This is a genomic window from Nocardia sp. NBC_01388 (assembly GCF_045040085.1).
In the GTDB taxonomy this organism is placed as follows: Bacteria; Actinomycetota; Actinomycetes; order Mycobacteriales; family Mycobacteriaceae; genus Nocardia.
This window is the reverse complement of the sequence record NZ_CP109553.1, coordinates 7,708,578-7,728,529: the sequence shown is the minus strand read 5'-3', so window position 1 is coordinate 7,728,529 and position 19,952 is coordinate 7,708,578. Positions and strand designations below refer to the sequence as shown.

18 protein-coding genes are annotated in these 19,952 nt (G+C 66.6%); 3 read left to right on the top strand and 15 right to left on the bottom strand.

Features of this window, described 5'->3' with window-relative positions; genetic code table 11:
• Positions 1-145 precede the first annotated feature (145 nt).
• Together OG716_RS36580 and OG716_RS36575 are read left to right on the top strand one after the other, a co-directional pair.
• Entirely contained in the window at positions 146-535 is a 390-nt protein-coding gene (locus OG716_RS36580; protein ID WP_405134843.1) for a sigma factor, read from the top strand.
• 96 nt (positions 536-631) lie between these two features.
• Positions 632-1,114: a hypothetical protein gene (locus tag OG716_RS36575; protein ID WP_405134842.1), complete on the top strand. Its 483-nt coding sequence runs from the start codon at positions 632-634 to the stop codon at positions 1,112-1,114.
• Positions 1,115-1,222: 108 nt separating this feature from the next.
• On the opposite strand, the gene OG716_RS36570 is transcribed toward OG716_RS36575, so the two are convergent.
• From OG716_RS36570 to OG716_RS36560, 3 genes are all read right to left on the bottom strand, one after another.
• Positions 1,223-2,758 (bottom strand): AMP-binding protein, encoded by a 1,536-nt coding sequence (locus OG716_RS36570; RefSeq protein WP_405134841.1) that lies wholly within the window; start codon positions 2,756-2,758, stop codon positions 1,223-1,225.
• 64 nt (positions 2,759-2,822) lie between these two features.
• Complete coding sequence (locus OG716_RS36565; protein ID WP_405140167.1) at positions 2,823-3,908, bottom strand: acyl-CoA dehydrogenase family protein; 1,086 nt, start codon at positions 3,906-3,908, stop codon at positions 2,823-2,825.
• A gap of 8 nt (positions 3,909-3,916) precedes the next feature.
• Complete coding sequence (locus OG716_RS36560; RefSeq protein WP_405134840.1) at positions 3,917-5,062, bottom strand: acyl-CoA dehydrogenase family protein; 1,146 nt, start codon at positions 5,060-5,062, stop codon at positions 3,917-3,919.
• A gap of 208 nt (positions 5,063-5,270) precedes the next feature.
• Between OG716_RS36560 and OG716_RS36555 the strand changes: the two genes are divergently transcribed.
• A complete protein-coding gene (locus OG716_RS36555) occupies positions 5,271-6,599 on the top strand; it encodes a QsdR family transcriptional regulator (protein WP_405134839.1) in 1,329 nt (442 codons plus the stop codon).
• 23 nt (positions 6,600-6,622) lie between these two features.
• On the opposite strand, the gene OG716_RS36550 is transcribed toward OG716_RS36555, so the two are convergent.
• The 12 genes from OG716_RS36550 to OG716_RS36495 form a co-directional block, all read right to left on the bottom strand.
• Positions 6,623-8,665, bottom strand: coding sequence for a CocE/NonD family hydrolase (locus OG716_RS36550; RefSeq protein ID WP_405134838.1), 2,043 nt, complete (start codon positions 8,663-8,665; stop codon positions 6,623-6,625).
• 38 nt (positions 8,666-8,703) lie between these two features.
• Positions 8,704-9,690, bottom strand: a complete 987-nt coding sequence (locus OG716_RS36545) for a lipase family alpha/beta hydrolase (RefSeq protein ID WP_405134837.1) — start codon at positions 9,688-9,690, stop codon at positions 8,704-8,706.
• Between the two features lie 293 nt (positions 9,691-9,983).
• Positions 9,984-11,318 (bottom strand): FG-GAP repeat domain-containing protein, encoded by a 1,335-nt coding sequence (locus OG716_RS36540; RefSeq protein ID WP_405134836.1) that lies wholly within the window; start codon positions 11,316-11,318, stop codon positions 9,984-9,986.
• A gap of 155 nt (positions 11,319-11,473) precedes the next feature.
• Positions 11,474-12,082: a hypothetical protein gene (locus OG716_RS36535; protein ID WP_405134835.1), complete on the bottom strand. Its 609-nt coding sequence runs from the start codon at positions 12,080-12,082 to the stop codon at positions 11,474-11,476.
• Between the two features lie 20 nt (positions 12,083-12,102).
• A complete protein-coding gene (locus tag OG716_RS36530) occupies positions 12,103-13,074 on the bottom strand; it encodes an MlaD family protein (RefSeq protein WP_405134834.1) in 972 nt (323 codons plus the stop codon).
• On the bottom strand, positions 13,071-14,123 hold the full coding sequence (locus tag OG716_RS36525; RefSeq protein WP_405134833.1) for an MlaD family protein: 1,053 nt from the start codon (positions 14,121-14,123) through the stop codon (positions 13,071-13,073). Before OG716_RS36525 ends, OG716_RS36530 begins: the two co-directional genes overlap by 4 nt.
• On the bottom strand, positions 14,120-15,220 hold the full coding sequence (locus OG716_RS36520) for an MlaD family protein (RefSeq protein WP_405134832.1): 1,101 nt from the start codon (positions 15,218-15,220) through the stop codon (positions 14,120-14,122). The genes OG716_RS36525 and OG716_RS36520 overlap by 4 nt, the downstream gene beginning before the upstream one ends.
• A 1-nt stretch (position 15,221) precedes the next feature.
• Positions 15,222-16,208: an MlaD family protein gene (locus tag OG716_RS36515; protein ID WP_405134831.1), complete on the bottom strand. Its 987-nt coding sequence runs from the start codon at positions 16,206-16,208 to the stop codon at positions 15,222-15,224.
• Positions 16,196-17,218: an MCE family protein gene (locus tag OG716_RS36510; protein ID WP_405134830.1), complete on the bottom strand. Its 1,023-nt coding sequence runs from the start codon at positions 17,216-17,218 to the stop codon at positions 16,196-16,198. Before OG716_RS36510 ends, OG716_RS36515 begins: the two co-directional genes overlap by 13 nt.
• Complete coding sequence (locus OG716_RS36505; protein ID WP_405134829.1) at positions 17,215-18,201, bottom strand: MlaD family protein; 987 nt, start codon at positions 18,199-18,201, stop codon at positions 17,215-17,217. Before OG716_RS36505 ends, OG716_RS36510 begins: the two co-directional genes overlap by 4 nt.
• Before the next feature lie 3 nt (positions 18,202-18,204).
• The gene (locus OG716_RS36500) at positions 18,205-19,071 is read right to left on the bottom strand and encodes an ABC transporter permease (RefSeq protein WP_405134828.1); all 867 of its coding nucleotides are present in this window, start codon (positions 19,069-19,071) and stop codon (positions 18,205-18,207) included.
• A complete protein-coding gene (locus OG716_RS36495; protein ID WP_405134827.1) occupies positions 19,071-19,925 on the bottom strand; it encodes an MlaE family ABC transporter permease in 855 nt (284 codons plus the stop codon). Before OG716_RS36495 ends, OG716_RS36500 begins: the two co-directional genes overlap by 1 nt.
• Positions 19,926-19,952 lie beyond the last annotated feature (27 nt).

Below are 19,952 nucleotides of genomic sequence, written 5' to 3'. Positions count from 1 at the left end.
ACAGCCCCGGTCAGCCGGTTCGCACCCGTGTGTACAGCGGACAACTGCGGGCGCGAGTGCACTCCGCTCGAACCCGGTTCTCGCGTAGGTGCGAATGACCGGTTCGGCTGGACGCGACCGGTGCGTATGGCTGACGATGGCTGAAATGTTGCTCACGCGCGAGGCCGAGCTGTTCGAGAGCTCCAGGAGCCGCCTGGAGGCGATCGCCTACCGCATGCTGGGCTCGGCCGGCGAGGCCGAGGACGCGGTGCAGGAGACGTATCTGCGCTGGCAGGCCGCTGACCGCGAGTACGTGCGGACGCCCGAGGCGTGGCTGACCAAGGTACTCACCAATCTCTGCCTCAACCAGCTCACCTCGGCCCGCGCGCGCCGGGAAACCTATGTGGGGCAATGGCTTCCGGAGCCGGTGCTGGCCGGCGACCCGATACTGGGCCCGGCCGACACCGTCGAACAGCGGGAATCGGTGTCGATCGCCATGCTCACGCTCATGGAGCGGCTCACCGCCAACGAGCGCGCGGTGTACGTGCTGCGCTAGGCCTTCGGCTACCCGCACCACGAGATAGCCGACCTGCTCGACATCACCGAATCCCATTGCCAGCAGGTCTATCGCCGCGCCAAACAGCATTTGGCCGTGGAACGGGCGCGCATCGAGGTGGACGCGACGACCGCCCGCCGGATCGTGGCGGAATTCCTGGCCGCGGCGGTCAGCGGCCGCACCGGCGAGCTGGTGCGGTTGCTCACTGATGACGCCGCCATCATCGGCGACGGCGGCGCGTACTTCCCCACCTTGAACAGGCCGCTCGTCGGCGCCGAGCGCATCGCGTGCGATCTGCGGCCACCAGGACCAGTGCGGGTCCTGCGGCTGCGGGAACGCCTGTCCCAGCTGCGGGCGGACGAGACCGTGCTGATCGTGGGCGGCGGCCTGACCGCCATCGAGACCGCCACCGAGATCGCCGAGGCGCGCCCGGATCTGCGGGTCGCCATGGCCGCGCGCCTGAAGGAACTGATCTGCTCGGGCGCGGCCTGGTCCGTGCGGCACCCGACCCTGCTGGTGCCGAGCCGGAGGCGCCGGGTCGTCGAGATCAGCGCGGCGGCGCGTACCGCGGCCGTCTGAACGCGCGGTGCCGAACCGGCATCAGGTCCGCCCCGCCTGCGGCGGACCTGATACCGCAGACGATCAGTTCGACTGCGCGGCCGCATGTTTCGGCAATCTGCACACCAGCTACGGTGTGGATCGTGAATCGTCCGACGTTGTGCCGGTCAAGGTTCGCAGGTCGATGGCCCGCTTGAGGATCTTGCCGGTCGATCCCTTCGGCAGGGCATCGACCAGACGGATGACACGCGGGACCTTGTATGCGGAGAGTCGCTCGCGGGCCCAGGCCGACACAGCGGCGGTGTCGAGGGTCGATTGCGGGCGGCGCACGATCACCGCGGCGACCTCCTCGCCGTAGTAGTCGTCGGGAATGCCGAGCACGGCCGCCTCGACAATGTCGGGATGCGCGTAGAGCGCCTCCTCGACCTCGCTCGGATAGACGTTGTAGCCGCCGCGAATGATGAGGTCCTTGACCCGGTCGACTATGCGCAGGTCACCGTCGGCGTCGGTCTCGGCGAGGTCTCCGGTGCGAAACCAGCCGTCACCGCTGAGCACGCCGGCGGTCTCGGCCGGGCGATTCCAGTACCCCTTCATCACCGTGGCGCCCTTGACGAATACCTCGCCGATCGTCGCGGGAGGACACGGACGGCCCGCTTCGTCGCGGACCTCGACCCGGGTGGCAGGCGTCGGGCACCCGACATAGCCGATCTTCCCGCCGCGGTCGATATCGGTGAATGTGGCGAGAGCCGTGGTTTCGGTGAGCCCGTACCCCTCGAGGATGGTGCAGCCGAAGCGCGCCTCGAACTCCCGCGCCACCGGACCGGGCAGCGACGCGCCACCGGAGACCGCGATGCGCAGCTGCGCGAAATCCGCGGGATCCGCGTCACCGGCGGTGTGCAGCATCGCGTTCCACATGGTGGGCACCCCGACCATGACGGTGAACCGATCGCGGCGCAGCATCGCCATCATCGCCCGGGCGTCGAAACGGGAGAGCAGGGACAGCGATCCGCCGGCGGTGAAGGTCGTCATCATGACCGAGGCCTGGCCGAAGACGTGGAACAGCGGCAGGCCGGTGCCCGTCCGGTCCTCGTGCGATGCTCGACTGCATTCGGCGCCGATCTCGCCTGCGGACAACAGGTTCGACACCGTCAGCTGCGCCCCCTTGGGCCGCCCGGTGGTACCGGATGTGTAGAGGATCGCCGCCGTATCGTCCGGATCGCGGTCGCGGACCGTGGCCACCGCCGGCCCGGTGTCGGCGCCGGGCCGCAGGGTCCAGACCGGAATACCCTGCGCCGCTGCGGCACTCGACGCGGCGGTGCCCAGCGTGTGCCAGGCGATGACCAGCGAGCATCCGGCGTCGGCGAGGACATACTCGATCTCGTGCCGGGTCGACATGGTGTTGACCGGGACCACCACGGCCCCCGCCGCCTGAATACCCATGTACGCGACCACGAATTCGGGAACCGACGGTGCGGCGAGCAGGATCCGGTCCCCCGCGCCAATCCCCGCCGCCGCCAGCGCGGCGGCGTAATTGATGCTCGTCGAACGCAATTGGTGATAGGTCCACGCGGCGAAGGCGCCGGAATCATTGCTGTCGCCGCGAATGGCCACGGCGTCGGGGTGGGTGTCCGCATGCCGGCGGATGGGGTCCAGCAGGTTTGGCACGGTCTGTCCTATCGGTCGTGGATGCCGGGTCGCGTGTGCGGTGCGGGGATTGCGGTGGCCTCCTTCACAGGTCGACCATGTCGTACTCGGCGACCCGGCCCATCAGGAATCGCAAATGGTCGCTGGAATTCCCGAAGGTCTGCTCGATGGCGGTCAGCCGGGCGAAATACTGTCCGACCGGGTAGTCCACGGTCATCCCGATACCGCCGTGCAGTTGGACCGCTTCCTGCCCCACATATCGCGCCGACCGTCCGACCCGCAATTTCGCGCGCGAGGCGATGGACTGGTCGATCACGCCGTCCGCCAGTGCCATCGACGCGTAGACGGACATGCCGTGGGCCATCGCGACCGCGATGTGCATATCCGCGGCACGATGGGACAGCGCCTGAAAAGTACGCAGGGGAACACCGAACTGTTCACGGGCACACAGATATTCGGCAGTGATATGCAAGGCTTCGGTCATCGCGCCCACCGCTTCGGCGCACAATGCCGCCTGGGCGGCGACCAGCGCGGCTTCGATGGCCTCCTCAGCGCGCAGGGAGGCCAGTGGCTCCGCCGGGGCAGCCGTGAAGACGATGTCGGCCGCGCGCCTGCCGTCGTACGTCGCACTGCCGTGTCTCGACACACCCGCACCGGCGGGGTCGACGAGGAACAGCCGGATGCCGTCGGTCACGGCGGCGCTGACAACGAGCAGATCGGCTTCGCCCCCGAACAGCACCGGCGACTTGCGACCCGTCAACCGCCACGTACTCCCCTGTCGCACAGCCGAAGTCGACAGCGTCCGCAGTGGCCAGCGCGATCGCGGTTCCTCGTGCGCGAACGCGGGTCGCAGCTGTCCGGCGGCGATCTTCGGCAACAGTTCGCGACGCTGGGCAGGACTGGCCGCTTCGGCCACCAGGTTCCCGGGCAGGTAGGCACAGTCGAGCAGCGGAACCCGGGCCGTGCTCGCACCCAGCTCGGACATGACGATCATCGCCTCGATCGGGCCGGCGCCCTGGCCGCCTTCGGATTCGGAGAAGGTCAGCCCGAGAAGTCCGAGGTCGGCCATTACGGGCCAGAGGTCGGTGGAATCCGCCGACGAGTGGCGGGCCAGGACGTTGTTCACGGTGTCGCGCAACATCGTTTGTTCCGTGGACGGTTCGAAGTTCATGGCCGGGCTCACAATCCGAGGATCGTCGAGGCGATGATGCCGCGCTGCACCTCGGAGGACCCTCCGTAGATGGAGGTCTTACGGCAGTTCAGATAGTCCGCGGTGCTGCGTCCGGCCCACCGGGTCACGTCCGGCAGTAGCGCGCCGGGCCCGGCGACCTCCATCATCAGCTCGGTGGCGGCCTGCTGTAGTTCGCTGCCGCGCAGCTTCAGAATCGATGAGGTCCCGCCGCTCTTCGCAGCGGTCGCGCCGAGCTGGATCAATTCCAGTGCCAGCGTGTCGTTTTCGAGCTCGGCGAGACGTGCCGCGAACAGTGGGTCGTCCAGCAGCGAGCCCGCGCCCATCCGGGTCTGCCTGGCTCGCGCCTTGATCATCGACAACCGTACCTTCGTGCGGCCGACGGCGGCCATGCCGAAGCGCTCATTGCCGAGCAGGAATTTGGCGTAGGTCCAGCCCTGATTCTCCTGCCCGACAAGGAGATCGGCGGGTACCCGCACCTGATCGAGAAATACCTCGTTGACCTCGCCGCTGCCGTCGACAAGCGCGATCGGGCGCACGGTGACGCCGGGCGCGTCCATCGGAAGCAACAGCAGGGAGATGCCCGCCTGCTTTTTCGCCGCGCCGGAGTCGGTGCGCACGAGACAGAACATCCAGTCCGCGTACTGGGCCGCACTGGTCCAGATCTTCTGCCCTGTAACGATATAACTGTCCCCGTCGCGAATCGCGGTGGTGCGCAGGGCGGCCAGGTCCGATCCGGCCTCCGGCTCGGAGAATCCCTGACACCACCAGATGTCGAGGTTGGCCGTCGGCGCCAGAAACCGCGCTTTGAGCTGTTCGGAGCCGTACCGGGCGATGACCGGCCCGATCATGTCGACATTGAACGTCAAAGGTTCAGGGACACAGGCGAGTTGCATTTCGTCATGCCAGATATGGCGCTGAATGGGGGTCCAGTCCCGCCCGCCCCACTGCTGCGGCCAATTCGGCACCGCGATGTGGTTGGCGTTGAGAATGCGCTGCGTGGTGACGAGGTCCGCGCGGCTGAGCTCGCGCCCCTCCCGCACACCGTCCCGGATCTCGAGCGGAATCTCGCGGCGGTACAGCGTCCGCATCTGATTGCGGAACCCGATCTCATCGCCGGTCAGAGCCAATTGCATTGCAGGTCTGCACTTTCCGAGGTTTCGGGGATGGGCGACCATCGGTGCGCCCTCTCCTCCTGCGGACGGAAGTCCATGGAACGTTCTAATCTAAACGTTCCATCAATAGGGGCATGGTGTCAACCATTCCGTCAGATTTTCAGGCATTTTGGCAATACTGGCATTACTATCAGTCAAGCACTTCCAGAACACGGTAACCTGCTGCGATATGACAAGGTCCGAACCCGAGCCTGCCGGTCCCGCGCCGCGCCGCCGTCCGTCGTCGGTGCGACCCTCCGATGACGCACTGCTGGACGGTGTGCTGTCGGTCTTCGCCGCCCGTGGTTTCGACGACGTCACCATGGATGAGCTGGCCCTCGCGGCCGACACCTCCAAGCCGACGCTGTACGCCCACTTCGGCACCAAGGACCAGCTGCTCGAAGCCTGCCTGCGCCGGGAAGCGGACGGTTTACTGCGGTGGATGCGTGAAAGTTACCGGCGTGCCAGGGGTTTCGACCTGGACCGGCACGTCGCGACGACAACGCGCGCGCTCTTCGACTTCGCCGCCACCCGCGCCGAAGGATTTCACGTACTGTTCGGCGCGCCCACCGCGGGCCGCTCGCACGAGGTGCGGGCCGCGGTGCTCTCCGCGGTGGCCGATACCGTCGCCGACCTGATCCGCAACGAATACGGCAGCGCCGACCTGAGCTGGGGCGCCAGCGCCGATTTCTGCGCCTCGGTGATCGCGGATATCGGGGTCCGCGGCGTACAGCAGGCCATCGCCCAGCAGCTCGATTTCACCGCGGCCGCGAATCTGACGGTATCGATCATTGTCGCGGCCATGCGTCACCTCGATCCGGCGGCCGTGCGCACGGTCGATGCGGTCGCGAAACCGAGCGGTGTTTGCGCCGCTGCCGAAAATGCCGGTGAGCCGATCGATTACCCGGCAATGATCGGCGTGCACACGCATGCCGCGACGGACGAGTCGCGGTCGGTACCTCGAAATGATGTGCTCGACACCGCGATTCGCATCTTCCGCAGCGGCGAGCGGCTGGAATTGCCCGTGGTGGCGGCCGAACTCGGCATCAGCCGCACCACCCTCTACCGCCGGTTCGGGACCAGAGACGAACTGCTGGGCGCGGCCCTGGCCCTGCAGTTCGAGCGGGTGGTCACCTCGATCGACCGGCGTTGCACAAGCCGGGGCGCCCACCGCATTTCCGAGATATTCGATCTCGTCCTGCGGCAGCTGGCGGCCGATCCGGCGCTGCGCACCTACCTCCAGAACGAATCCCCGGCCGCGCTTCGCCTGCTCACCCAGGCCGACGGACCCGTACACCGCGGCAGCGTCGCACTGGTCGAACGGCTGCTCCACCGCGCCCAGGAGCAAGACGGGTACCGCCCGCCGATCGAACGGGAGTCCGTCGCCTTCGCCCTGGTCGCCCTGGGCGAAGCCTTCCTCTACAACGATGCCGTCGCCGACATCCGAGGCGATATCGAGCATCTGCTGCGGGTGCAGACATCCCTGCTCGGCGTGGCCGGTCCCGTTGGCGGGCGGTGAATCGACCTGCGGTAGCACCGAATTCAGCCCAGCTGCCCGGCGGCCGGAATGTTCACCCAGCTGGGTTCGTTCGGATCCAATTGCAGGTGTTCGGGTTTGAGCCCGCTGGCATCGAGCATCGGCCGCATCGGCAGTCCGCGCAGCACATCGAATGCGTAGATGTCGACTCGTAGCCGGTGCCCCGGCTGCAGGACGCCGTCGGTGGCGGGCATACCGATATCGACAATGGTGGGCTGGCCCGGCACCACATCCTCCCGGGTATCCAGGGTGAGAGCGGGGTACGGATCGGTGTAGTCGCCGTTCGGTGATCGAGTCGCCCTGTCCTCGTTCACTTTTCGCAGCGAGGCCTGTAGCTGGCCGCTGGTCCACACGGTGGAATGCCCATCGGGTGCGACATCGTTGACCGTCGCCGACCAGAAACCGTCCGTCGCATCCAGCACCGTGTTCAGATGCACGGCGATCGGTCCGGAGATCTCGGTCGGAACCCCGACCGGCGCACTGGTGAAGGTCAAACCGCTGGTCTCATTGATGCGTGCGTCTTTCGCGCAGATGTCCAGCACCCCGGTCTCACCGGCGGTACCCACCGCGGCCTCGCGGGAGCACAGCCCGGTCAGCCCCGGCGCGACGGTCAACAGCGCGGCCCCGCCCGGCCCGGTGCGCAGGCTGCCGTCGTGCACGCTCAGCGCCGTCCCCGAGGGCGCCGGATCCAGATACAACCTGCGGTAATCCATACCCGGACTGGGGAACTGCTGCCGATTCACCCAATTCCCGCCCTGCTGCCACAGCGTCACCGGATCGAAGCGATCGATGCCGTTGTCGATGCCCTTGAGCCACTTGTCGAACCAGGCGCGCTGGAGCACATCCAGGCGCGGCGGGCCGCCGGGCAGACCGAGCCCCGCGCCGGTGGTCAGATGGTAGGTGTCGCCCATGATCAGTTTCTTCTGCTCCGCGGGAACATCGATGGCGTTGTAGATGCGCGTCGCGGAGTAGGCGAAGATGTCCTGCCAGCCGCCGTAGACGAAGGTCGGCACGCTGACCTGCTCGGGATGACCGTCCAGACTGCGGCGTAATGGGCTGTCCCCGTTCAGCATTTCCGTCAGCTCCGGACTGCCGGCCAGACTGGGGGCGGCCAGCGTGGCGAGCAGGACATTGGCATCGGTGAAGGGATCCCGCATCCGATCTCGCAACCACTGCCCGTCGAAATTGCCGGTGAACAGTGCTTGCAGATCCGGCACCAGTTTGAGGGCGTTGACACTGGCCAGCCAGGTCGGCATGAATCCGACGCCGAATCCGCCTCCGGTGGCGATGATGTCGTGCAGCATGTCGCTGCCTGGGACGACCGGGAAGATCGCACGCAGCGCCGCCGGTTTGCGTTCGGCGGTCTGCAGTTGGTTGGCAGCCGAATACGACAGGCCGTTCATTCCGACCGTGCCGGTCGACCACGGTTGCGCTGCAGCCCAATTCACCACTTCGACGCCGTCCTGCTGCTCGCGTTCGCCGAAGACCTGCCAGTCGCCCTCGGAGAATCCGGTGCCGCGCACATCGACCACGACCTGGGTGTACCCGGACTCCACCAGCTTTCGATCCACCCCGAAATTGCGCAGTGCGCCGGCGGCCAGCGCTTTCGCCAGATCGGAGTAGCCGCTCAGACCCACACCGGACAGATCGAAACCGGCCACGGCGGCGGTCAGCATGCCCGAGAGCGCGGGATCGCCGAGCACCGCGTCGACGACGGTGGTGGTGAGCTTCGAATACGGCGTCAGGTTGACGATCGCGGGCGTCTGCTCGGTCGCCGGGATGCCCGCGGCGTCCGCCGGGCGGTACACATTCGCCTTCAGCACCACACCGTCGCTCATTGTGATCGGGACGTCCCAATCGGTGTGCACATTCGGAAACGGTTGCGGCCCATCATGAGTCGCGGTCCAGACAGCCGCATCGTCGACCTGTTCGGCGAGGGCCTGCGCCGGCGCCGGCACCCCCAGCGCGAGCAGTAGTGCGGTGAGCACGGCGAGGGCGCCGGACAGGTATCGAGGTCGGGCGTAGGCGGTGGTCGGCGAGCTTGCCATAGTGAACCTTCAGGTCGGAATGCGTCGAGGTCGGCGGATCAGCTGTTACGCGGTAAGCCCGAGCAATCGACCGGTAGCGGATTCGCGGGATCCAGGGCGTTCAGAACATCCTGTGCGGCAACAGGATCGAAGGCCGCACCATTGTGCTCGAAGAGCGCCAGCGGGCACTGGTCCTGCACCACGATATTGGTGATATTCGGCGCGACCGGTCCATATCCGCTGGTGTAGGGCACCACGGCCTCGTCGTACCGGGTCATCAGGAACGTGTAGTCGATGCCGGGCAGGTAGGCGACGCCGGAGTTCACCGCGTTCAGGTAGTCCGATCCGGTGGTCAATTCCACGGTGATCGGAGCCCCCGAGCCTTCGGCCAGACGCTGCGCCCGCCCCCACAGTCCGACCGCGCCCAGCCCGCCCGCGAGCAACCCTGAACCATTGGCCTGCGTGCCGTTGTTGATCGGGGCCAGGTTCACCGATTTGGCCACCTTATCGGCCCCGCCCAGGAACTTGATGTACCAGCGCGGCATGACGGTCCCCTCCGAATGCCCGACAAAATCGACCTTCGCCGCGCCCGTCGCCGCCAGCACCCGATCGACGAACGGCGCCAATTCCTCCGTGGCGGAGTCGATCATGGACCGCACACCCGGCACACCGTTCAGCGGCGGCGGCAGCGCCGGACTCCTGCCGTAGGTCAGGGAGAACACGCAGTACCCGTTGTTCGCCAGCAGCGGCGCGAGAGTCGTCCAGTTCTCGGCCTGGGTCGCGGTGAGGCCGTGCAGCAGGATCACCGGTTCGGGGTGCTCCGCACTCGGGCGGCAATGCCAATCATTCGCTCCCGCAGGCGAAGACGAATCACCGAAGTGCGCGAGCGCCGCCCCCAGTCCGTACGGAACCGGGTAGTGCGGCGCGGCCTGCGCGGTGGCGGGCATACCCGCCACCGCGGCTGCCGCAAACGCAACGACCACCGCCAGCCGTTTCACCATCCCTGGACCGGGACCTGCCGACCGGGCTCGAATATGCGCTGGCATGGGGCACTCCTTGGACCTCGTCGAAGCTTTCGCAATTTCTAACACGCTTTACTGATCAGTAACGCGAAATGCTGAAATTGCCTCCGGAGACCCAGTGAACCCGGCCTACGTCAGGGAGTCGATATGGCGGCACCACCCCCCGCATGCCACACATAACCTGCTACAACATGGTTTGAGGCCACCCACATCAGCGCACAAGCGGGATTTCCGCCACCCCATCCCCACAGCGCCGAGTCCGGAGCAGTGGAACGCATGACCACAAACGTTTCATACCGCATGACCACACCGCGTCCTCAGTTCGAAGTGTTCAGGAGCACTGCCAGGGATCCGCGACCGGTGATCGAAAGGAACGCTCCCGCGACCACATCGGGCTTGCCGTCGCCGTTGAAATCGGCGGTGTCGAGGGAGTTCGGGGTCCAACCGGCATCACCGATCAGGACCGGGGGGTCGAACGATAGCGCCGGCGCAGCTTTGGCGGTCGTATTGCGCAGGAAAGACAGCTGATTGCGGATGTTCAGGTAGGGGCTGGCGAGAATGACGTCCGGCTTGCCATCGCCGTCGAAGTCCGCGACCGCCGAGTTCTCGGTGGCCCAGCCGCCGGCCTGATGCGCCTGCGCGCCGTCGAACACGGTGGGGAAGACCGGCACCGGCGAACCGGCAGGGGTCTGGTTCACCGATGAGAACATACCCACCAGCGGATTCCCGAGAATGCCAACATCGGATAACAGGTCCGGTTTACCGTCGCCGTTCATGTCCTCGAGGCCGACCCAGGTGGAGAACGGGTAGAAGTAGGTGGTGGGTCGGAGGTCCGGAACAGGTGCGCCATCCGGGGTGAAGTTCATGAGTATGGTGACGGTGCTGGAGCTGGTTTCGCCGATGGCGAGATCGATCTTGCCGTCGCCGTTGATGTCCGCGGCCGCGATGCCCTCGGTGGTGATGCCCCCATTGAAGAAATATGGTCCGCTGAATGTCGGTGTGTCCGAACCTGATTCGGTGGTGTTCATGAGGACCTGGGTGGTTCCGAGCACAACATTGGCGGTATCGCCGATGATCAGATCCGGGCGACCGTCGTTATTGATATCGGCGGTGGCCACCACCGCGGGCAGCAGTCCGCCGGCGAAATACCGCGGCGGCGCGAAGACCGGTACGTCCGCACCCGGCGGGGTCTCATTGAGCATCACCACCACACCGCCGACGCCGACCTTGGAGGCGTCGGTGGCGATCAGATCCGGCTTTCCGTCGCCATTGATATCGGCGACATTGCACCCGAAGGCCAGCGGCACACCCGGAACATTGAAGGGCGCGCTGAAATTCGTTGTGGACGCACCTGTTTCGGTGTGGTTGATGAGCACGGACATACCGCCCCAGCCGCCCTGCAGCGAATCACAGGTGACGATGTCGGGCTTGCCGTCGCCATTGAGATCCACGGCACGGATGAAGAACGGCCCGCCCGCGAAGGTGTCGTAGAACTGGGCGGGCGCGAACGATATGCCGCCCGCCGCATGCGCCGCTCCCGCACCGGGCGCGGTCGCGCCGGCCACCACCGATACCGCTAAGGCCGTGGCTATCCCACGCCACCAGCCGCGCCGGCTCACCGCGGAACCAATCCATGCCCGCATTCGACTCATGCCACTCCGCCTTCGGTACGTATCGGCTGCCGGCCCTCGACATCGGGTTCGGAATGCCCGGGGTCGGCGGGAAGGTGAGTGGTGGAAGGCTGCGTCATCGCGGCCGTGCTCCTTTCGACGGTCTAGCTCGGAGTCGCTGGTCGTACGTGGTCCCGTCATTTGAACGGCAGCGCGCCGTCCAGGCCGCCGACATCGTTGATCTTCCAGTCGGCATTACGGTCCACGGTGACGTTGTAGGTGACGGTGGTCTGCGCGCCATCGGGGTTCTGGGCGTTGGTGGAGGACACATTGACGAAGACATCGACCTTGTACACCCCCGCGGATTCGCCGACGACCTTGGCCGAGATGGGGCTGCCGGTAGAGGTCCACTTCAAGGGCGTGAGCAGATCCTGCAGTTTGGGCGCGGTGGCGTCGAACTTATTGGAGAGCGCGGGCGCGGTGTTCTTCTTCAATCGCGCGACCCAGGAGTCGAAGTCGGCGAAGTTCACCGTGGACGCGCCCACGGCGTAATCGCTGGCCACCTGTTCGGCGTGGGAGTTGTCGGAAGCGACGGACTCCCGGTGCGCGAGGTCGCCGCGAGCGGTGATCAGCGCGATGCCCAGCCCTATCGCGGTGACAACCGGGACCGCCACGGCCACCGACCACGCCAGGGTGCGCATCGAGACCGACACGGCCCGGGACGGCATTGCCCCGCGCTGCACGGGTTCCGTTCTCTCGGTGGGCTTATCGGCCTGCTCGGACAGTTCTTCGATCTCGATGGTCATCACTGTGCTCCCGGTGTGGATTACTTGACGGCGAGCTGCAGCCGCAGCGTGCCGTCGGGGCTGGTGGCGTGCAGGGCCTGGCTGATCAGGCTGCCCAGGTCCAGTCGCTGGATGATCGGGGTGGCCGTGGCGTACAGCGGCGCGATGAGCGGGGCCAGCGGTGCGAGCTCGGGGCCCAGCTGCCGCAGGCGGCCGATCAGCTGCTGCAGGAACGGCGCCAGGCCGAGCTGGTCTTTGCTGTTGTCCAGGAAGGAGTCCGGCAGATTGCCCGCCCGCACCACCGCGGCGATGGAGGCGGCGACCTCCGAGACCCGTGGCCCGAAATCGGCCCAGGGTCCTGCGGCGTCCAGCATGGACGGTTCCGCCCAATCCATATCGGTGGCGTGCGCCTGCAGGGCGAGCAGCATGCGCCGGATCAGGTCGGTACGGCTGACCAGGGTGGAAGCCAGTAGATCGGTGGCGCGGGACAGTTCGGGGACAACGGCTTCCGTGCCCGCGGTGGCCTGGCTGAAGGTGTCCACGATCGAGGACAGCGCGGCCGGATCCAGCTGGTGCATGAGTGCGGTCGTGGTCGCGGCCACCTCGGGGATCGACACCGGTGCGGCGATCTTGGTGGCCTGCAGCGTCTGTCCGTCCTGCAGATACGGCCCGGCCCCCGACGAGGGTTCGAACTCGATATAGGACTCGCCGAGCCCGGACAGTCCTTCGACCCGCACGGCGCTGTCCGCGGGAATCCGATAGCGGTCCGTAAGGCGCACCCGCACCAGCACCCCGCCGGTGATATGCGCGACCGAGGTGACCTGCCCGACCTGCACGCCCGACAGCAGCACCTTCGAACGCGGCAGCAATCCGCCGGACTGCGGGATGGTCATGGCGGCGTCGATATCGTGGCGCAGCCAATCCACCCGCGCCACACCGAAGGCCAGATAGGCGCTGCCCACCGCCAGAATCGCCAGAATGCTCACCATCGACAGCACCGAACTCGGTTTCATCGGACGATTCCGATCATGCGCAGGGCGCGGGTGAGGGCGTCGATCTGGTCGCCGGTGGACAGCGCCGCCGGGTCGTCGCCGAGGGTCACGGAGGTGACGTTCACCTTCGCCCCGTCCCGCACGAACGGAATGACCTGATCGCGCAACAGCGCTACCAGCCGGTTCAGGTTGGACGGCGCGCTCAGGTCGAGCGGGTTGCGTCCCAGCAGCATCGGCACGAAGGCCTCGGCCGCCGCATCCCCGGCCCGCAGCAACGCCGCGAACGGCACCAGCGACTGCCCGATATCGCCCAGGGACCCGACAATGCCGAGCGTGTACACCAGCGCTTGCACGTCCGCCGGAATATCGTGTGCGCCTTGCGCACTGAGCAGCGCGTTCAATTCGACAGGGTTGTCGCGCACGGCGTCGAGGTCACTCTGGAAGGCGTCCAGGGATTTGTCCAGCACATCGAGATGGCCGGACAGGTCTTCGACATCGGTCCCGATCCGATCGAAGATCCGGGCCGTGTCCCGCGGATCGGCGGGCAGCACGGCATTGGCCTGGCTGACGACATCCTGCAGCTGATGTATCGCACCGCCGCCCACGAAGGTGGACAGACCGGCCAGCAGATCCTCCACCTGCAATGCGGGTTTGGTCTGCGCTAGTGGAATACGGCCGTCAGCGGCGATGGCGTGCGCGAAATCCCCTGGGGGCGTGGTGAGCCCGATGAAGACGTCGCCCAGAATGGTGTCCTGCCGCAGCTGCGCGGTGGTGGCGGCCGGCAGCCGCACCGAATCCTCGATCTCCACGACGGCGTCGATGCGGCCGGGCGCGCCGGGGGCCGGATCGATCACGCGGACCGATCGCAGACTGCCGATCTTCGCGCCATTGGCCATCACCTTGGCCTGGGCGGGCAGGTTCAGGGCGTTCGCGAATTCGATGTGCACCCGGTAGGTCGGACCCGATACCGAGGCCCCGGGCACCGGCACCGACGACGGGTTGAGGCCGCAGCCCGCGGGCAGGAACGCCGCTACCGCAATTGCTGTGCAGACCAGCATGTTTCGTCTCATTTCACACCTGCCATACCCAGGACCAGCGGCATGAGATCGACCGTCGCCACACCCTTGTCGCCGCCGTGGCACCCACCCGGCCGCAATGCGTTGACCGCAGCGCACACCTGATCGGCGGTGTCGGGTGGCAGCGCCACCCGCGGCGGTGCGTAGCCGACCTTCACCTGCCCGGTCTGCGGATCGATGAACCGCCCGAACGCGGAGACCGCGGCCGGGATCATCTGCAGCAGCTGTTGCAGCGAGCCGACTCCGGCCGCGATCAACTTCAGCTTCGGCACCGCGGCGTCGAGGCCATTGAGGATGGAACGCCCGTACTTGTGCGCAATGGTGTTGAACCAGGGCAGAATCACCAGCAGCGAGTCGATGATCTGGACTGTCGCGCCCCACACCGAGTTGATGAAGCCGATGCCCTCACTGGCCTGCGTGAGCGCCACTTTGATATCGCCCCAGTTGAGCGCGACGCTGTCGGCGAGGGAGGCGAACGCGTCCAGTACCGCTCCCAGGTGGCCGATGGCCGCGTCGGGATGGTCGAGCGCCGCGCCGAGGTCCTTGATGAGCTGGTTCAGCTTCGGCCCGGTGCCGGAGGTGGCCCGGTCCAGAGCCTGCACTCCGTCCCGGAGCCGATTCTGCTGTGCGGGGTCGTCATTGCCGTTCAGCTGTTCGGCGAGGGTGGAGAAGGCCTGCAGCGTCTGGGTGATGCTCTTTGGGGTGAAAGTCTTGGTAATGCACGTGTTCTCGGGCCAGCGCTCGCCGGAAGTATTGTCGCCCAGTACTTCCAGATCCCGGTCGGCGACGAGCGTGTCCGACACCGTGGTGGCGGTGACCTTGCCGTGCAGCGGATAGGCTGCGTCCACCGTGAAATTCACCCGCACAGTGCCGTTCTCGGGTGTGACGGAGCTGACCCCGCCGACCGGCATGCCGAGCATGGTGACGTGATTGCCGGGGTAGAGCCCGATGGAGTCCGGCATGATCGCGCAGTAGCCGATGGTCTTCTTCATCGGGTCGAAGGCGAGGAAGTAACCGGCGACGGCGAGCAGCACCACCAGCCCGACGCCGATGGCGGTGACAAGACCCTGGGATGCGAGCAGGCGCTTCATCTCAGCATTCCCTTCCGGGCAGCGGAATGCAGACCTGCGGTGCGGCCACGGTGATTCCGGATTGATCGATCGTGACCCCGGCTCCGGCTGCGCCCTGCAGCCGAGTCTTGATCTCGCCCAGGCTGTTCAACGCCTGATCGAAGCGTCGCCCCAGGTCTTCCAGCTGCGGAACGGCCTGCTCCAATTTGTCGGCCAGAGGTTCGAGTTCGTCGTGCCAGGAGGGTTCGATCCCGGCGATGCGAGCGAGCATTGTCCCGGTGACGGAGAGTGCTTCGGCGATCTCGGTCTTCTTGGCCAGCCCGGCGGTCTCCAGCGAACCGATCTGCCGCAGGAAGGTGCCGACCAGCGAGCGGTTGGCGTTCACCGCGGTGAGGTACTCGTCCATCACCGTCAGTGCTCGCGATACATCGGTGTTCTGCCGATCGACCAGAGTGACCAGGCTCTGCATCGCGGTGCCCATGTGCCGCAGCGCATCCGGGCCGGCGCCGGTCAGGGAGTCCTGCAGGGCGGCGAAGTTCTTGCGCACAGTGTCACCGTCGACCTCCTGGATAGGCACGGTGGCGTCCTGCAGGGTGCGAATCAAGCTGTACGGCAGTCGAACTCGATCTGCCGGAATGGTGTGTCCGCGCAACGGCTGATCCCCCGCGGGGAACGCCGCGATGTAATGGCCGCCGACCACTGTGAGCATGCGAACCTCGAGCGTGGTCCGATCCCCCAGCACCACACTGTCGTTCACGGTGAACGTCATGTGAACCCGATCCGGCAGCAGTTCCAGCGATTTCACCGAGCCGACGTGAATGCCCGCGATGCGAATCTCATCCCCGGCCCGCACCGACCGTGATTCCGCGAGATCGGCTGTGTAGGTGGACTTTCCGATCGGCAGCAGATACACGGCGGCGGTCACCACCAGTAGCAGCACCAGCACCAGGGCGCCGAAGATGCCGTAGCGCAGCTCCCTGGCCGCGGTGCCCGGCGTCAGCTTCGGCATATCGAGACCCGGCTTCCGCTGATCAGCACCGAGAACGGCGCGGGCACCTCCGCGGGCCCCTTGGAGCAGGTCAGCTTGATCTCCCCGGCGGTCGCGCCGGCGGGCGGCAGCTGATCGGCCAGCGATTGCAGCAGACCGGGCAGCCGCCCGAGCACGTCGAGGGCTTGATTCGGGTCGGGGAACAATCGCTGCAGATCCTGCTCCAGGTTCGGATTCGAGTTCTCGGTGAAGCCGAGCGTTTCCAGCAGGCTGTTGAGTGGAGCCAGTGCCGAGGGCGCGACCGCGGCGAAGTGCAGCAGGCCGTCGAGTTCGGTGCGGAAGGAGGTGAACACGTCGGCGAGTCCCTTGAGCAGGGTCACCAATTGCGGTGACTTACCGCCGATCTGATCGGAGATGCCCTGCAGATTCGACAGCACCAGCGACAACACCGCCTGCTTGTCGGTGACGTAGCGGCTGAGCTTCTCGAACGCGTCCAGGGCCGGTCCGATTCCGTCCCCATTGCCCTGGACCACCGCCAGCACGCTCTCGGTGAACTGGTTCAGCGCGCCCGGCGAGAATTCCTGCAGCACCGGTTGCAGGCCATTGAACAACTGCGTGATGTCGAACGAGGGCACGGTCTTGTCGGCGCCCACCGTCGCGCCGGGCGACAGCCGCTCCCCCGGCGCATCGGGCTGCCGCACATCGACATACCGCTGCCCGGTGAGCGTCTGATACCGGATGGCCAGCCCGCTGGTGCGGTAGAACGGCCGGTCTCGGCTCACCGTGAACCCGACCAGCGCGCGCGTCCCGCGCAGATCGATGGCGGTCACCTTGCCCACCTGCACACCGAACATGCGCACGTCATCGCCGGTCTTCAGACCGCTCACATCGGTGAATTCGGCTCGGTAGGAGTCGGTTCGGCCGCCGACCGGGCGCACGACGGCGCCGATCACCACCGCCAGCAGCACCAGCATGACCGCGGTGAACGCACCGAGCCGCCACAGCAACGCGCCCGGTTTCCGCTGCCTCATCGCCCGGCCCCCAGCAGTGTCACGGCGACGCGCAGCGCCGGCCCGTCCGGGGTGTCGGCGAATATGCGGCCGAGCCGGTCGATGGTCTCGGTGAGCTGCGCATGGGAGGTCGCCGGGTCGGGAACCGTATCGGCGAGCGCCTGGACCACCGGCGCCAGCGGATCGGTGAAGCCTCCGAACTGCTGATACACGGCATCGAAGGTGGTACCCAAACCCTGCAGCACGCCCTGGCGCATGACCTCGATGGACGCGTCGTAGCGGTCGCGATCGTTGCGGAAGATCTCGATGTCCATGATCGCCTTGACCAGTTTGAAGGTGGCGGAGGTGAATCCGCCCAATCCATTGAAGAATCCGGCGTACCGGCTCAGCAGATACGACGTGGCGTACTGCTGGGTGTCGGCCACCGTCCGGCTGAGTTCGACGACCGCTCGCAGCACCGGCGTGAAGGCGCGCAGATCGGTATCGACCTGGGTCAGCAGCTGGATCAGTTTCGGCGTGAGCACCTCGGTCGAGGTCTGGGTGAGCGAGCGCAGCAGTGCGCTCATGGTCACGTCGTTCACCCGGTTCGCCAGGTCGATGACCTGTCCGGCCCGCAGGGCCGTGCCACCGGGTGCGGTATGCACTGCGACGGTGCTGATGCCGAAGAGATTCTCCGGCGCGTAGTCCACCGTGAGACTGTCGGTGAGTCCGCCGATCTGTGCCGGATCCAGATCCAGGGTGAGCAGCTGGCGCCCGGTATCGGCGGGCCGCACCTCGGAGATCCGGCCGATGGCCACCCCGTCGAAACGCACCGGCGTGCCCGGTGCGATGCCCTCGCCGATCTGCTCGGTGCGCAATTGGATTCGCAGTCGCGGCCCGGTGGCCCGGCTGTCGAGGAGCGTCCACACCGGCACGGCGAGGACCACCATCAGGACGACGAGCGCTCCGAGGAAGCGAGATCGCCACCGGCCGATGCGCACTCCGGGAATCGCATAGTTCGGCATGACCTACCCTGGGAATTCGATCGCGGAATTGATGCCCCACAGCAGCAGCGTCAGCACCATGTCCAGGCTGATGATGGCCACGAAACTGGCGCGCACCGCACGACCGGAGGCAATGCCCACGCCCTCCGGCCCGCCGGCGGCGAAGAAGCCGTAGTAGCAGTGGATCAGGATCACCGCGACGCCGAAGACGAGGATCTTCGCGACCGCCGCGAGAATGTCGTAGCCACTGGTGAATTGGAAGAAATAGTGGTCGTAGACGCCGCCCGCCTGTCCGTGCAGCAGCACGATCACCGCCGAACACGACAGGTACGACAGGATCAGTGCGATCAGGAACGTCGGCACGATGGCGATCGCGCCCGCGATGACCCGTGTGCTCACCACGAACGGAACAGACCGCAGCCCAAGGGATTCCAGAGCGTCGATCTCCTCGGAGATGCGCATGGCGCCGATCTCGGCGGTCATCCGGCACCCAGCCTGCGCCGCGAAACCGATGGCCGCCGCGATCGGCCCGAGCTCCCGGGTATTGGCGACGGCGGACACCACGCCCGAGACCGAGCCGAGCCCGATCAGGTCCAGTGCCGCGAACGCCTGGATGCCCACCCCGCCGCCGATTGCCACGCCGAGCACCAGCAGCATCGGCACGGTGCCGCCACCGACTAGCAAAGAGCCACGGCCCCAGGTGATATCGGTAATGGCGCGCAGCGTCTGGCCGCGATAACGACGCAGTGTCAGGGGGATTCCGGCCAGCGCTTCGATAATGAATCCGAGCATGAACCCGGCGTTCTCCAGCGGGCTCAGCATCCGCCCTGGGTTGCGAGTCGCCCGGATCACCGTGCGAAATCCCTTGGGAACATATGGTGTTGCGGTCATCAGGCCACCCGCATGGGCACGAACATGGCTACGATCTGGGTGAGCGCGAGATTGATCACGATGATCGCCGCGACCGACAGCACCACCGCCGCATTGACGCCGTCGGCCACGCCGCGCGGGCCGCCGCGCGCTTCCAGCCCGCGCTGGCAGGCCACGATCACCACAACGAAACCGAAAAGCACCGCCTTGGCCAGGGAGATCCAGACATCCGTCAGCGTGGTGAACGCGCCGAAGGTCGCCCAGTAGCTGCCAGGTGTCACATGCTGCGCACGGACAGCCACCACGTAGCCCGCCACGATGCCCACGAAGATGACGAGGATATTCAGCAGGGGCGCGACCAGCACCATGGCGGCCACACGCGGTATCACCAGCCGGTGCACCGGATCGATGCCCATCACCCGCAGGGCGTCGATCTCCTCGCGGACGGTGCGCGCCCCCAGATCCGAGGCGATGGCCGAGGCGCCCGCACCGCCGAGCAGCAGCCCGGTGGCGATGGGCGCACCCTGCTGAACGACGCCGAGTCCGCCGGCCGCGCCGATGAGCGAATCCGCGCCGAGCTGGTGAATCAGATTGCCGACCTGCACCGAGACCACCACACCGAACGGCACCGCCATGAGGATCGCGGGAATGGTGGTCACGGTGATGAGATACCAAGCCTGGTTGAGCATTTCGCGCCACTGAAAGCGCCGTGCCAGTAGATCGGTGACCGTGCCGCGCAGGGCCTCGGCGCCGAGGTCGACCGTCCGGCCGAAGGTGCGCAGCCCGGTGGTTGCGACCGTGCTGACATTGGTGCGCAGGATCCGCACGGCCATGGTCGTCTCACCACGCATTCGAATCACCGCCTCGGACCGCATCTGATGGTTCCTCCCCCTGTTGTTTTG

Coding starts and splice junctions, on each gene's coding strand:
- OG716_RS36495 (WP_405134827.1), bottom strand. CDS start 19,925: ATGCGGTCCGAGGCGGTGATTCGAATGCGTGGTGAGACGACCATGGCC.
- OG716_RS36530 (WP_405134834.1), bottom strand. CDS start 13,074: ATGAAACCGAGTTCGGTGCTGTCGATGGTGAGCATTCTGGCGATTCTG.
- OG716_RS36515 (WP_405134831.1), bottom strand. CDS start 16,208: ATGCCGAAGCTGACGCCGGGCACCGCGGCCAGGGAGCTGCGCTACGGC.
- OG716_RS36505 (WP_405134829.1), bottom strand. CDS start 18,201: ATGCCGAACTATGCGATTCCCGGAGTGCGCATCGGCCGGTGGCGATCT.
- OG716_RS36535 (WP_405134835.1), bottom strand. CDS start 12,082: ATGACCATCGAGATCGAAGAACTGTCCGAGCAGGCCGATAAGCCCACC.
- OG716_RS36540 (WP_405134836.1), bottom strand. CDS start 11,318: ATGAGTCGAATGCGGGCATGGATTGGTTCCGCGGTGAGCCGGCGCGGC.
- OG716_RS36520 (WP_405134832.1), bottom strand. CDS start 15,220: ATGAAGCGCCTGCTCGCATCCCAGGGTCTTGTCACCGCCATCGGCGTC.
- OG716_RS36525 (WP_405134833.1), bottom strand. CDS start 14,123: ATGAGACGAAACATGCTGGTCTGCACAGCAATTGCGGTAGCGGCGTTC.
- OG716_RS36545 (WP_405134837.1), bottom strand. CDS start 9,690: ATGCCAGCGCATATTCGAGCCCGGTCGGCAGGTCCCGGTCCAGGGATG.
- OG716_RS36580 (WP_405134843.1), top strand. CDS start 146: ATGTTGCTCACGCGCGAGGCCGAGCTGTTCGAGAGCTCCAGGAGCCGC.
- OG716_RS36555 (WP_405134839.1), top strand. CDS start 5,271: ATGACAAGGTCCGAACCCGAGCCTGCCGGTCCCGCGCCGCGCCGCCGT.
- OG716_RS36565 (WP_405140167.1), bottom strand. CDS start 3,908: ATGAACTTCGAACCGTCCACGGAACAAACGATGTTGCGCGACACCGTG.
- OG716_RS36500 (WP_405134828.1), bottom strand. CDS start 19,071: ATGACCGCAACACCATATGTTCCCAAGGGATTTCGCACGGTGATCCGG.
- OG716_RS36560 (WP_405134840.1), bottom strand. CDS start 5,062: ATGCAATTGGCTCTGACCGGCGATGAGATCGGGTTCCGCAATCAGATG.
- OG716_RS36550 (WP_405134838.1), bottom strand. CDS start 8,665: ATGGCAAGCTCGCCGACCACCGCCTACGCCCGACCTCGATACCTGTCC.
- OG716_RS36510 (WP_405134830.1), bottom strand. CDS start 17,218: ATGAGGCAGCGGAAACCGGGCGCGTTGCTGTGGCGGCTCGGTGCGTTC.